The sequence below is a fragment of the Bacillus sp. FDAARGOS_1420 genome, from assembly GCF_019344915.1.
Lineage (GTDB): Bacteria > Bacillota > Bacilli > Bacillales > Bacillaceae_G > Bacillus_A > Bacillus_A mycoides.
In genome coordinates this window covers 1,639,816-1,653,060 of record NZ_JAHWJB010000001.1, presented here as the reverse complement: position 1 = coordinate 1,653,060, position 13,245 = coordinate 1,639,816, and the positions used below count along the sequence as shown (strand labels likewise).

Here is a 13,245-nt window from a genome sequence, read left to right as displayed (position 1 = left end):
GAGGGAATTAGTCCCTCTTCATTTTTTACACATCATAATTTACAACGTAATGCTGCATTTCCGTATTGTAGTAGCCTTCACTATATTCAATTACTTCGCCAACTTCATCGTAAGAATAGCGCATACGTTTTAATAACGCTGTTCCCTCTTTTTCTCCTAACGCTTCTGCAACAAAATTAGGCGCAAATCCAACAGCGAATTCATCTCTGAAGTTTTCTAAATGTATACCACGGTCCTCGACTAGATCATAAAGCGATTGTAAGTCAAAGTCCGCTAAGTCTGTACTTGCCATTTGTGCTGAGAAATAGTGCGTATAATGAATGTACGGAGTATCATTTAAAGCATATAGACGCTCAATACGAAAACTCTCTTTACCAAACAAACGAAATGGTACTGTTCCTTCTTCATTATGAACCACTTCTGCCTTTAGCAATTTCTTTTGTACTTTATAGCCTTCTTCCACTAACACTTCTGTAAATTTCTTTCCCTTTGAAAGCTTTGTCGCAGAAGTATTTCGAATGACTTTCGTTCCTTTACCGCTTTTCTTCTCTAAATACCCTTCTTGAACGAGCTCTTTAATTGCATTTCGTACTGTAATTTTACTCACTTTGAACTCTTCTTCTAACTGCGGTTCAGAAGGGATATTCGTATGAATCGCATATACACCATGCAATATTCGATCGCGAATAATATTTTTAATTTGTAAATATAATGGACCTCTTTTTCTCGTTACGTTCACCGTTACACCCACTACCTTTCTACATCACCTACTGATGCCGTCATTGCCCGAAGTATATCTTTCTCTGATGACATTGGCGTATCACCGACGATTGTATGTGCAAGCATTCCAGCTGCTGACGCAAATGAAACAGCTTTCTCTGGTGCAAACTCTTCTATCTCGCCATGAATAATTCCGCTCGTATAAGCATCTCCAGCACCTATTCTATCATATACAGAAAACGTAAGTGTTTTGGCAAAAGTGAACGTTCCATCTTTACATATGAATCCGCGAAGTGAGTGTGTATTATCGCTATTAATAGAACGATGTGTACCAGCAATTGTAGCGATATTATATATTTCTGCGACTTTTGGAATAAGATCAACAAGTTGTGCTTCTCGCTCTGTCTCTTCCGTTTTCATTCCGAGAACGAACATCGCATCTTTTTCATTCATCATTACAATATCGGCAAGGCCTAGCATTTCTTCATAATGAGGCTTCGCCTGTTCATACCCATCTTCTCCCCAAAGCGATGGACGATAATTACAATCAAAGACAACAGTGCCTCCGTTTTCCTTTACTGCTTTCGCTAACGATTTCATATGGTGACGAACAGTATCATTCATCGCAAGTGTAATTCCGCAAAAATGAACGATATCAATTTCTTTAGCGATTTCTTCAAATTGGTACATCTCTTCAGACGCCGTATTGAAACTACTTTCTAATCGGTTAGAATACGTAACGCGGCTTGCACGTGCGCCAAATCCATTTTCTAAAAAGTACATACCAACATATTTACCGCCTCTTGAAATAAACGGTGCTTGAATCCCTAGTTTTTGAATGTGCGATACCGCCGCATCTCCAACCGAATTTTCCGGTAACGTTGAAATAAGAAGCCCTTCATGCCCTAGATGAGAAAGTGCTGCTGCAACGTTCACACCTGTACCTGAAAATGAGTAATTTAATGAGTTTGCTTGCGATAGCAATTCATACCCTGGCACTTGCAGGCGCATCATTACTTCACCAAATGCTGCAATTTTCTTACGCATATTGATCAACTAACTTCTTCACGACCGCTAATAGCTCGCGTACATCTTCTGTTTTCGTATTACCAGTTTCTTTATCAATAATAGAAGAGTACACGTGCGGGATAACTTGCTCTACGTTTGCTTCTAATGCAATACGTACAATTGTTTCAAAGTTTTCTTTATCAATTCCGCCTGTTGGCTCTAATGCAAATCCTTCTTCCGCACATGCTTTCGCAACAGCGCGATATTCTTCTTCATGCGCTAAACCTTTCATTGGGAAGTATTTCAATGAATTCCCGCCCATATCACGTACAAGTGCGATAGCTGTTTTAATTGGAACGATTGCTTTCTCTTCTCCAGCTGCACTAATTGGACCAGTAGAAATATTTACGTACCCTACTTTTCCTGTAGGTGATACTAAACTATTAATCCAGCTATCTTTTCCGCCAAGATTTGCGCGCGTCGCTCCAACTGAAGGGAACACTTGGTTAATATGACTACCAGGATAATGCTTCGCAATTTCAGCTACAACTGCCGCTTGGCGATTATCTCCTGCTCCAAGTCCAATTGATACAGCGTCATCAATTTCTTTTCCGTATGCTTTCATTGCAGTTACTGCTTCTTCTACTGTCGGATAGTCTTTTGATAACACACCGACTACTACATAACCTTCTGCTGCTTCAAAAATGTCTTTCGCATTTCGGATATTGTTCGCTAATACATTTAATGCTACGCGGCCTTTATAAAAACGTTTTTGAATGTTTGTCATCTTAGTTTCCCCCTACAATTTCTCTCATTTTTTCTTCAATCACATGTATGTCATCGCCTTGAAGTGGACGTGGATCAATATCAAAGAACCCTTGTCTTACTCCGTAATCACGTGTGTAAATGGCGATTTCCCCTTCGCGTAACGCGGTCACAACATCTTTTGCAGTTTTATTTAATTCGTTCTCGTTAATATGAATACGCGCTCTAAAAATTGCTCTTCCAGCTTCATCTTGAACGATTGTTACATTTACACCGTTTAACTCTTTCAGCGGCATAAGCACTTGTAACAACTCTTTTTCTTGCTCACTCTTATCTTCTTTTACTCCGTACTCATCAAGCGCTTGAAGTAAACCGAAAGTTGTTTCTTTCCCAACTTTCATACTTCTACCGCTGCAATGTAATTGCACTTTCAACCATTCGATATATTTTCGTTTACCGCCGACAATACCGGAAGTAGGTCCTTCAATTGCCTTTGAACCGCTATAAATGGCTAGGTCTGAATACTTCACGTATTTTTGAATATCTTCTTCAGCTGCCGCATCAACGATAAGTGGTACATTATTTCGCTGCGCTACTTCCCACGCTTCTTCAACAGAAATCATATTTTTTTGCACGGCATGATGGGATTTCACATACAGAATCGCTGCTGTGTTTTCACCAATCGCATCTTCAATATGCTCTGCTTTCCCTTCATTTGCGTAACCGACTTCAACGAGCTTACCGCCGCCTAAATAAATCATTGTTTCAACAGGAGCACCGTATTGAACGTTATGACCTTTTAACATAATCACTTCGTTTTTCGCGATTACTTCTTGATGAAGTCTTTCACTTTTACGGCGATTTCCTTCTGTAACGATACCAGCGATAGAAAGCGCAATTCCACTCGATGCTGAGTTTACAACAACTGCTGCCTCTGAATCTAGAATTCTCGCAATATGGTCTCCCGCTTTATCTACTAAATCAGCAATTTCCACATAATTTTGTCCACCATGTTTCATCGCATCCATAACTGTATCTGTAGGAGCGGATACACCTAAAATACTCATTCTACCGCTCGCATTAATCACTCTTTTTAATCCGTACTTAGCATTCAATGAATGACCCATTGATTACAACCCCTTTCGTATCAATTCTTCTTTCAGCAATGCGCTGATCCCCTTCTGAATCAATTAACGTAATCGGTTCATCTTTCACCGTAAATAAAGTTAAGTTTGCAATATCTCCTACTTGAATACGACCAAGCTCTGGTTTTTTCAGCCACTCTGCCGCATTTTTCGTAACCGCATCAATTACTTCTTCTAGCGGATACCCTAAGTAAAGGAATTTCGAAAGAACGTTAGCCATACTATACACTGGACCGTGTATACGATTCTTCCGGTAAATATCTGTACTAATTGTATTAAGGACAATGCCGTGACGCTTCGCTGCCTCTGCTACTTTAAAAGAAAAACTAGCATTACCGTGACCAACATCTAAATGCACACCGCGTTTCACTGCATCTAACAACACAGGTAGCGGTTTGCCTTCTTCATCAAATAAATTATTTTCTTTCCCGTTTAAGTAATGTGTAATGACATCATCTTTTTCTAAAAGAGGTACAACTTCCTCAATACGCGGAGGAGCTGAACCGATATGTACCATAATCGGCAATGATGTTTCACGAGATAAAGAGCGCGCTACGTGCAGCGGTTCAATTCCGCTATCACAAACGACACTTTTACTCATTCTCGCTTTTAATCCAACGATTACATCTTTATACTTTTCTACTGCATCTATTACTTTCTCTTTATCTATCCATTCCATATTGGATAATTCATCAATTCGTTTCAAACCGATGCGAGAAATATTTAAAAAGGCAAATAAATTCGTTTTTGCCTGCTCTCTACTTTGTACTAAATCTGCAATACGATCAGCTCCGCAGCTACCCGCATCAACAATTGTCGTTACCCCTTGCTTAACGCCAATTTCATCCACCTCATCGCCATACGGATCAAACTCTGGAAAAGCATGAACGTGCAAATCAATCCAGCCACTCGATACGTAAGTACCTGCGTAATCAAGAACCTTTCCACCCTCGCCAGCACCAGCTTTCGTCACCTGTGCGATTTTATTATTTTCAACTACAATGTCAATCTCTTCCCCGTTCACACGTTTCACATTACGTAGCACGAATCGTTCTGTCATTGTATTTCCACCCTTTTCTATAAGAAGCCATAAGAATACGCTTACATTAAAGTTTCATTTTATATCTCTTTCACACGTTTAGCGTAACACAAAAAAAGGGAGAAGTAAATATAACGTTATAATGTTTAGAGTTGTATAGTTACCGTCCCCCCCTCTAAATAATGTAATATACAGTTAATATTCCCAATAATTTCACTATTCTCTTATGGCCCTTACTAAATTCCAGAAGAACTACCTGAAGGCTTCTAGCTTTTTATCAGAGAGTATGTTTACTTTATTTGCATTTGCCTCCCCTTTTTTAAAACGTTAACTAACTCCGAATTCTTCTATGTATTATATTTTTCTATAGTATTAAAAGAGAATAAACTATCATTTCACTTGGATTAATCGTGTACTATACCATCCAAAAATAAATTGATTCATAATTTTTTATAAAATAAATTTTTATTCATTTTGAGTGTATATTATATAAATTAAATAATATATTTCTAATTTAAATTGTATTATTATTACATTTTCGACACGATTGGATATTTTTTCACATTTTGACATTAAAAGTAAAATATTTTAGTGTATTACTATATTCCTTAAACGGAATAAAACATTATAATGCGGAGAGTGATTAAATCATGAAAAAGAAAATGTTAAAAGGAAGTTGTACAGCATTAGCTTTATCAATCGGTTTTACAGCTTTATCCCCAGCTATTACAAGTTATGCAGCAGAAAAAGAAGCAACGCAAACGCAATTTGAAGGAAAAGAATTAGACAATATTGATTACGAAAGCTTACAATATAGTTTTAATAAGAGTTTAGAAGAAGATGGAATTGATTTAAATGAATTAAGCATTAATGGTAATATTCAATATAGCGTTTCACCTGATGGAACTATACAATATGGTGTGAAAACAAAAGCAGCTAAAGAAGCAGCTAAAATTATGATTAATAAAATGAAGGGAATAGGAGAAAAAGCATTTAATAAGGCTGTTGAAAAACTTCCACTTCCTTCTAACGCAAAACAGTACTTAAAATATCAAACTGTTATGAAGGCGCTTAATATCATCTATGATTTTGAAGGTGATATTACTAGTGCATTAACTACTGGATTAACAAAAGTTGGAGTTCCTTCTTACCTAGCAGGAGTTATTGCAAGAGCCGTAGTAACTTTCTTACTTTAATTTAAGAAAGGGTGTTTTCTATTAAATTATTAAAAATAGTTTTTGTTATCTTAGTTTTATCTGTTATTTGGCTTGGATTTAATTTTTTAATACCAGAGACTTATAATACTAAAGAGCTTAATTATTGGTTAATGGTATTTGCAAGTTGGATAATAGTTTGTATAGGAATTATTTTGATAACAAAAATTATAAAAAAGTGATAATACTTAAAAATTCAGCTAACGAATAAACTTTATTGCAATCAATATTACAGCAATAGCGTTCATCTTATTTACAATCATTAGCATACAAAAATCAAGGCTTAGCCTTCCAAAAATTTATTAACATAAACTGAAGTGACCCCTAAAAGTTAGACACGGTTATTTCATTAAGCAGCTTGATAAAAATGAGTCCGGTATTGCACCGGGCTCATTTTTAATTTTGCCTTTATCCGTTTTGTATTATAATAATCTATATATTTTTCTAATTCTATTTTGAAGTGCTCTACACTTTCAAACTCTTTTATGTAGAGAAACTCAGACTTCATGATTCCAAGGAAATTCTCCATTACTGCGTTATCATAACAGTTGCCTTTGAATTCTTCGTAAATTTTGTCATACAAAAACTGCACCCCACTTGTTAGACTGTGTCTAACAAGTGGGGTGCAGTTCACAAGTAGATAGCTTTTTCTCTATTCCTGAACCGTCACAATAACCCCGTCCATATTGTTCCCCGAAATTTCATACTGCTTATTCACCGGAACATTCACGTTCATACGATCTGAAACTTTATAATAAGAAACCGTATATTTCTTACCTTCAACCTCAGTTGAAACTTCTTTTTCCTCTTTTAAGAAGTCCAAATATTCCTCTAACGTAATCTTCTTTTTTTGCATAATTGCGCTATGAGGTAGGCCGACATAACGTATGTGCCACGGCTCATATTGAATGCCCGTAATATTACTTTTATTTTTCGGATAACGTAAAACAAATCCGTGCTTCCATACGTTCTCTTCAATCCATTTTCCTTCAGGAGCTTTCTCCATTTTCTTTTGAGTAGACCCAACGTCGAGTGATAACCCTAAATTATGCTCACTATATCCTGCTGGAAGTGCATAATCAGATCCCATTTCTTTATATAATTTACTTTGTTCTTGAAAATCTCGGTAACCGCTACTCATTAAGAAATGCTGTACTCCATCTTTCCCAGCTGCATCGACAACGTTCAAAAACTTTTTTACAACACCCTCTGATAAGCGAAGATTTCTATCAAATATTACATAGCCTCTTACTAATTCACTATTGTGATTTACATTGACAATATCGGACCTAACACTATCTTTTTTAACCGGGTAATCTTTATTAACTAATAGTAGATCCCCTTTATAAATTTGTTCCTTTGTGACCTCTATCTTTTCAGTGTTCGCGGCTTTTACTTTATTATCTTTTTCTGCAATTTTAACATCGATCTCCTTTTGAAATACTGGTGATATATAAAAGCCTACACATGCTGTACATATTATAAAAAGAGAAATAAATACCCACTTTTTCATTTCTAGTTCCTCCTTAACGTAACTTACGTATAGAATAGAAAAAACTATTAAAATAAAAAGTGGGGTAAAGTTTAAATTTTTATTAAATTGCTTTGCTCTCTTCTTTTGGTAATCTCACTTCAAATATCGTTCTAATTACGTTACTTTCAGCAGAGATTGTCCCATCATGCTGTTCGATAATATTTTTTGCGATAAATAGCCCAAGGCCTGTTCCGCCTTGCTGCTCTGATCTTGCCTTATCACCTGTATAAAACATATCAAAAAGATACGGTAAATCTTCTTCTGGGATACTATCTCCGTAATTTATAATTTGTACTACTATCTCTTCACTCTCAATATATCCGTTCACATCAACAAACTTTCCATCGTATCCATAGCGAATCGCATTCGTTAAAAGATTTTCAAATACTCGAGCTAACAATTTCCCGTCACCGTTAATAGGTAAATACGAATCCATATTCAATCTCGCTTCTAAACCTTTTTTTTCTAATAACGGATATAGTTCTTCATCTAACTGTATAAGTAATTCACTTATATCAATTGATCTTTTTTCAATTTGCAACATGCCATAATTCATTCTCGTTATTTCAAATAATTCATCAATTAAGCTTTCAAGCCTTTCGGATTTCGTAAAAGCAATTGTGGAAAAATGTTTAATTTGTTCCTTCGTCAAATTCTCATCTTTAAGAATTAAATCTAAATACCCTAAAACAGATGTTAGCGGCGTTCTTAAATCATGAGCTAAGTTAACAATTAACTGATCTTTACTACTTTCCGCAAAATCTCCTCGTTCCACTGCTTCTTTTAGTTTTTCACTCGCTACATTAATTTCGCCCGCGATATATCCAAACTCATCATTTGATGAAACACTAACTTGGTTTGTAAAATCACCATTCGCAAGATGATGAATCCCGTTTGAAATCTCATCAAAATACTTTAAATACGGTCTAGTAAGGAAGAAGAAAAACATAATGGACAGAGGAATAAATACAATTAAAAAGAAATTAATATCCCCAATTTGTCTTACCATTAAACGAAATTGAGCTAAAGGATCCTCATAACGAACTACTAATTTATAATAGAGACGTAGCCCCTCATAAATTAAATACGTTACACCAGCAGCTAATATCATACTTAACGCAAATAGCATAACCATCTTCGAGCGAAAGCTTCTCATCTTTTTAGCCATTGAAAGTATAACCTACCCCCCACACTGTTTTTATTAACTTATCCTTTCTTTTATCTTCCCCAAGCTTTTTTCGCAAAGTACGGATATGTACCATAACTGTATTTCCACTTTCGTAATACCCTTCAGCCCATACTTGCTGAAAAATATTTTCCACACTGTACACTTTCTTCGGATGACTTGCTAATACATATAAAATATCAAATTCTTTTGGTGTTAATTCAATTGGCTCTCCGTACACATTTACTGTTCTTCGCTCAGGATCAATAACAATCCCACCAATTTCCAAAGCTAATTTACTTTCTTCTATTCTCGGCTGATTTAACGTAAGAAAGCGGCGTAATTGTGCGTTTACACGTGCAACTAATTCAATCGGTGTAAAAGGTTTCGTCATATAATCATCCGCACCTAATACAAGACCTGTCACTTTATCAAAATCAGATGTTTTCGCACTTAAGAAAATGATTGGCATGTGGTGCTTGCCGCGAATCTGCCTCGTCACTTCATATCCATCCATTTTCGGCATCATAATATCTAAAACCACTAAGTCAATTGGCTGAGTTTGAATAATATGCATGGCTTCTTCTCCATCAGCTGCTTTAACGACGTGGTAACCCTCTTTTTCTAAATGTATCTCAATTAAATCAGCAATTTCCGCTTCATCATCAGCTATTAAAATTGAAATGCGCTTCATTTTAGTCCCCCTACTTTATTCTGTTTTCATACGCTCGATTGTAAACTAGTCTATCCAATTTGTACAATAAGAAAAGGCTACCCGTAAGAGTAACCTTGATAAATGAAATTATATCGGCGATTTTTTAAATATATCGACTTACCGACAATTAACGACAAAATCATCCCGCTATTTGCAGGTAGTCAGTATTAATAAAAACTCCCATTCATCGCTCAAAAATAATCCGCTGCTTTGTTATTTCTTCCAACCTGCCTCGATCTACTTCATACTCACGTTCAATACTTTGCGGTACCCTTACTTTTCCGCCTTCAAGCATCACTTCTGGTGAAATGATATCCTTCTCCCAATGTCTACTAGAAGCAGATATATCTCCAGGAATCGTAAAGTTTGGCAAAGAGGCAAGTGCAACATTTTGAGCTCGTGAAATCCCCATCTCTACCATACCGCCGCACCAAACAGGGATATTATGCTCCATACAATAATTATGGATTTGAACGGATTCTGTTAATCCGCCCACTCGCCCTGGTTTAATATTAACGACGCGGCAACTGCCAAGCGTAATCGCAACACGTGCGTCTTCTAAACTATGGATGCTTTCATCTAAACAAATCGGTGTTTCAATTTTCTTTTGCAGTTGTGCATGATCCATAAAATCGTAATCCGCTAACGGTTGTTCAATCATCATAAGCCTAAATTCATCTAGTCGCTTCAACTTCTCCGTATCCGCTAATGTATAAGCTGAATTTGCATCAGCCATTAACGGGATATTCGGAAACTCTTTACGAATTTCTTTCAGCAATTCGTAATCATGTTCTGGCTTTATTTTCACTTTAAAGCGCTCGTATCCTTCTTCCGCGTACTTCTCGATTTGTTTTAGCATAACCGGAATCGTATTGATCCCAATCACAACGCCGACTTCAATTTCAGACCTATTTCCGCCAAGCAATCTCGCTAACGACTGCTTTTGACGCTTCGCATATAAATCCCAAACAGCACCTTCAATTCCGGCCTTTGCCATTCGGTTTCTCTTTATATGTTGGAACAAAGACGGTACTTCATTCGGATGAGAGATTTCAGCTTTCAATAAATCTGGTAATAAAAAATCCTGAAGTACATGCAGCGCTGTCTTCACCGTTTCTTCCGTATACCACGGTTCAGAAAATGCAACGACTTCACCAAAACCAATGTATCCATCCGTATCTTCTAATTCAATGACGATACTCTCACGCTTTTCATAAGTCCCGTAACTTGCGGCAAACGGGATAATGAGCGGCATTTCCGTTATATAAAGTGTCGCTTTTTTTATTTCCACCTACATCTCCTCCACTAATTGTCTTAACTCTCGTCTTAACAATTTCTTCGAAGCATTTCGTGGTAATTCCTCTAAGAAACATGCTTTCTTCGGCACTTTATATTTCGCTAATTTCTCTTCGCAAAAACGAAGAATTTCTTCTTCTGTTACCTCTCCACTTTTTACAACAAAAGCAGCTGGTACTTGTCCCCAACTTTCGTCAGCCATACCGACAACACCCGCTTCTGCTACCGCCGGATGAGAGAGTAACACTTCTTCAATTTGAGCTGGATATATATTTTCCCCGCCAGAAATAATTAAATCACTGCGTCGATCTAATACGTATAAAAATCCTTCCTCATCTAAATAACCGAGGTCACCAGTATGAAGCCATCCGTTTTTAATTGTCTCACTCGTCGCATCTTCACGGTTAAAGTAGCCACCTGTTACGTTCGGTCCTTTTACTACAATTTCTCCTTCAGCACGGGGCGGCACAACTACGCCGTCTTTTTCAATACGAAGCTGACACTGAAATAGTGGTTTTCCGGCTGATCCTACTTTCGTTAACATGTAATCTGCTGTTAACGTACAAATTTGCGATGATGTTTCTGTCATACCGTACGTTTGATACACAGGAATTCCTTTTTCCACACATGTTTCTAATAACGGCTTCGGTGCTGGTCCTCCCCCAAGTAACATGCATCGTAAAGAAGATGGATATATCTCTTCTCCAAGTCGTTCTAATAAATCTGTTAGCATTTTAGAAACGACAGAAATAATCGTAACGCCTCTCGTTTGAAGTGCTTTATGAATAAAATTAGCATCATATTTTGGAACGAGTAAAATGCGCATACCGTACATAATATTTTTCATTAAAAGCGATAACCCGCCAACGTGGAACATTGGCATACAAGCTAACCAACAATCATCATCACGAAGTCCTAAATTAAGCGCGGAACCGACTGCACTTGCCCAGTGGTTACCGTACGTTAAAATAACGCCTTTCGGTTTCCCTGTCGTCCCTGACGTATAAATAATTGTCATCGCTTCTTCTAAAGAGAATTCTTCTTGTATAAATGCTTCCGCCTTCGGTCCTTGCATCACTTCAGCAAATGAATATACCGGAACATTTTTCGTCTCAAACTCTTGATCCGTCACTAAACAAACAACTTCCGCATCACCCATTTGCCAAAGTAGCTCTTCTCTTGAAAGACGCGTATTTAAAAGTACAGCTACTGCACCTATGTAAGATAGAGCGTGAATAACTGTAATCATCTCCATACCATTTTTCATCAGAACAGCCACCTTTTGCGCCCGCTTCACTCCTACATGCGTGAGGTGTTCACAAACAGCTACTACTTTTTCATGTAACTGCACGAAGGTAACCTTCTCTTCCTCTATTTCAATTGCAGTGCGATCAGGTGTTAAAAATGCACGTTGCATTAACCAATTCGGCATCGTCTCCATCACTCATTCTCCTTTCATGAAAGAAAGAGACCTGATATGACATCAAGTCTCTTAGTTGTTTTGTTTCCGGTGTGATCTTTTGGGAGCGTCTCCTAGCCCCTTCCGTCTAAGAACCTTCCGCACGAGAAAGTAAAAAACACTTTCTGTGTGAAAGAGCCTTAGCCTACGGGACTAAACAGTCGGCTCCGCTTTTGAGACATCCAGCTATAGCGGCTAGAACAGTCGGTCGTTTCACGCCTTCCTACGAGGCAAAAAGCGCCTCTACGTCAGGAGTTCCAACGCCCTCTTGTTCTAAGCGAGCCGCTTCCGCTTTTGGTTTGATCACGGGAAACGAGGGAATTGACCGAAGTCCGGAGTGCGTTTTTCTTTGAACGCGTCGCGGCCTTCTTTTGCTTCGTCAGTTGTGTAGTACAATAACGTTGCGTCTCCAGCTAGTTGCTGAATACCAGCTAAACCGTCTGTGTCTGCGTTGAATGCAGCTTTTAGGAAACGAAGTGCCATTGGGCTGTTTGCTAAAATTTCTTGTGCCCATTGTACTGTTTCTGCTTCAAGTTCTTCTAATGGTACTACTGTGTTTACTAAGCCCATATCAACCGCTTCTTGTGCACTATATTGACGGCATAGGTACCAAATTTCACGAGCTTTCTTATGGCCTATCATACGAGCTAAATAACCAGCTCCGTATCCACCGTCAAAGCTTCCTACTTTAGGACCTGTTTGTCCGAATACAGCGTTGTCTGCAGCAATTGTTAAGTCACATACGATATGAAGTACATGTCCACCACCGATTGCATAACCTGCTACCATTGCGATAACTGGTTTAGGGATTGCGCGAATTAGACGTTGTAAGTCTAATACGTTTAAACGTGGGATTTGATCGTCACCTACATAGCCACCATGACCGCGAACTTTTTGATCGCCGCCAGAACAGAATGCACGTCCACCTTCACCTGTTAAAATGATAACGCCAACATTTGCATCATCACGAGCGTGTGCAAAAGCATTGATTAACTCCATTACCGTTTTAGGACGGAATGCATTATGTACTTCAGGGCGGTTAATCGAAATCTTTGCGATGCCATTGTATGTTGAATAAATAATATCTTCGTAATTGCCTTCTTTTACCCATTCAATAGTCATTACTATTACCTCCTTTTATATTTCTGATCTCCGCTATAAGTGCAACTTCCTTCTTGCTGAAAA

Annotated in this window: 12 protein-coding genes and 1 pseudogene; 1 reads left to right on the top strand and 12 read right to left on the bottom strand. The window is 37.8% G+C overall.

Annotated features, from left to right (window positions below):
• Positions 1-25: 25 nt before the first annotated feature.
• Genes I6L50_RS08770 through I6L50_RS08750 form a run of 5 tightly spaced genes read right to left on the bottom strand, consistent with a single transcriptional unit; the run spans position 26 to position 4,698 of the window.
• Complete coding sequence (locus tag I6L50_RS08770) at positions 26-751, bottom strand: GntR family transcriptional regulator (protein ID WP_002015828.1); 726 nt, start codon at positions 749-751, stop codon at positions 26-28.
• Complete coding sequence (locus I6L50_RS08765) at positions 751-1,767, bottom strand: sugar kinase (RefSeq protein WP_219301121.1); 1,017 nt, start codon at positions 1,765-1,767, stop codon at positions 751-753. Before I6L50_RS08765 ends, I6L50_RS08770 begins: the two co-directional genes overlap by 1 nt.
• On the bottom strand, positions 1,760-2,515 hold the full coding sequence (gene dagF / locus I6L50_RS08760) for a 2-dehydro-3-deoxy-phosphogluconate aldolase (RefSeq protein WP_000181936.1): 756 nt from the start codon (positions 2,513-2,515) through the stop codon (positions 1,760-1,762). Before dagF ends, I6L50_RS08765 begins: the two co-directional genes overlap by 8 nt.
• A gap of 1 nt (position 2,516) precedes the next feature.
• Complete coding sequence (locus tag I6L50_RS08755; protein ID WP_061674577.1) at positions 2,517-3,620, bottom strand: DgaE family pyridoxal phosphate-dependent ammonia lyase; 1,104 nt, start codon at positions 3,618-3,620, stop codon at positions 2,517-2,519.
• Positions 3,598-4,698: an amidohydrolase/deacetylase family metallohydrolase gene (locus tag I6L50_RS08750; RefSeq protein WP_219301120.1), complete on the bottom strand. Its 1,101-nt coding sequence runs from the start codon at positions 4,696-4,698 to the stop codon at positions 3,598-3,600. Before I6L50_RS08750 ends, I6L50_RS08755 begins: the two co-directional genes overlap by 23 nt.
• Positions 4,699-5,327: 629 nt before the next feature.
• On the opposite strand from I6L50_RS08750, the gene I6L50_RS08745 reads away from it, so the two are divergent.
• Entirely contained in the window at positions 5,328-5,873 is a 546-nt protein-coding gene (locus tag I6L50_RS08745) for a hypothetical protein (RefSeq protein WP_219301119.1), read from the top strand.
• Between the two features lie 367 nt (positions 5,874-6,240).
• On the opposite strand, the pseudogene I6L50_RS08740 reads toward I6L50_RS08745, so the two are convergent.
• From I6L50_RS08740 to menB, 7 genes and pseudogenes are all read right to left on the bottom strand, one after another.
• A pseudogene (locus tag I6L50_RS08740) lies at positions 6,241-6,447 on the bottom strand (IS3 family transposase); the annotation flags it as partial.
• A gap of 96 nt (positions 6,448-6,543) precedes the next feature.
• Entirely contained in the window at positions 6,544-7,404 is an 861-nt protein-coding gene (locus I6L50_RS08735; protein ID WP_219301118.1) for a M15 family metallopeptidase, read from the bottom strand.
• An 82-nt stretch (positions 7,405-7,486) separates the two neighbouring features.
• The gene (locus tag I6L50_RS08730; RefSeq protein WP_219301117.1) at positions 7,487-8,593 is read right to left on the bottom strand and encodes a HAMP domain-containing sensor histidine kinase; all 1,107 of its coding nucleotides are present in this window, start codon (positions 8,591-8,593) and stop codon (positions 7,487-7,489) included.
• Positions 8,586-9,284, bottom strand: coding sequence for a response regulator transcription factor (locus I6L50_RS08725; RefSeq protein ID WP_219301116.1), 699 nt, complete (start codon positions 9,282-9,284; stop codon positions 8,586-8,588). Before I6L50_RS08725 ends, I6L50_RS08730 begins: the two co-directional genes overlap by 8 nt.
• 205 nt (positions 9,285-9,489) lie before the next feature.
• Positions 9,490-10,596 (bottom strand): o-succinylbenzoate synthase, encoded by a 1,107-nt coding sequence (gene menC / locus I6L50_RS08720; protein WP_219301115.1) that lies wholly within the window; start codon positions 10,594-10,596, stop codon positions 9,490-9,492.
• Positions 10,597-12,042, bottom strand: a complete 1,446-nt coding sequence (locus I6L50_RS08715) for an o-succinylbenzoate--CoA ligase (RefSeq protein ID WP_219301114.1) — start codon at positions 12,040-12,042, stop codon at positions 10,597-10,599.
• A gap of 321 nt (positions 12,043-12,363) precedes the next feature.
• The gene (gene menB, locus I6L50_RS08710; protein ID WP_219301113.1) at positions 12,364-13,182 is read right to left on the bottom strand and encodes a 1,4-dihydroxy-2-naphthoyl-CoA synthase; all 819 of its coding nucleotides are present in this window, start codon (positions 13,180-13,182) and stop codon (positions 12,364-12,366) included.
• Positions 13,183-13,245 lie beyond the last annotated feature (63 nt).

Bases quoted from the DNA above. Each gene is read 5' to 3' on its own strand.
- I6L50_RS08745 (WP_219301119.1), top strand. From the start codon at position 5,328: ATGAAAAAGAAAATGTTAAAAGGAAGTTGTACAGCATTAGCTTTATCA.
- I6L50_RS08735 (WP_219301118.1), bottom strand. From the start codon at position 7,404: ATGAAAAAGTGGGTATTTATTTCTCTTTTTATAATATGTACAGCATGT.
- menB (WP_219301113.1), bottom strand. From the start codon at position 13,182: ATGACTATTGAATGGGTAAAAGAAGGCAATTACGAAGATATTATTTAT.
- I6L50_RS08750 (WP_219301120.1), bottom strand. From the start codon at position 4,698: ATGACAGAACGATTCGTGCTACGTAATGTGAAACGTGTGAACGGGGAA.
- I6L50_RS08730 (WP_219301117.1), bottom strand. From the start codon at position 8,593: ATGGCTAAAAAGATGAGAAGCTTTCGCTCGAAGATGGTTATGCTATTT.
- I6L50_RS08715 (WP_219301114.1), bottom strand. From the start codon at position 12,042: ATGGAGACGATGCCGAATTGGTTAATGCAACGTGCATTTTTAACACCT.
- I6L50_RS08725 (WP_219301116.1), bottom strand. From the start codon at position 9,284: ATGAAGCGCATTTCAATTTTAATAGCTGATGATGAAGCGGAAATTGCT.
- I6L50_RS08765 (WP_219301121.1), bottom strand. From the start codon at position 1,767: ATGCGTAAGAAAATTGCAGCATTTGGTGAAGTAATGATGCGCCTGCAA.
- I6L50_RS08755 (WP_061674577.1), bottom strand. From the start codon at position 3,620: ATGGGTCATTCATTGAATGCTAAGTACGGATTAAAAAGAGTGATTAAT.
- dagF (WP_000181936.1), bottom strand. From the start codon at position 2,515: ATGACAAACATTCAAAAACGTTTTTATAAAGGCCGCGTAGCATTAAAT.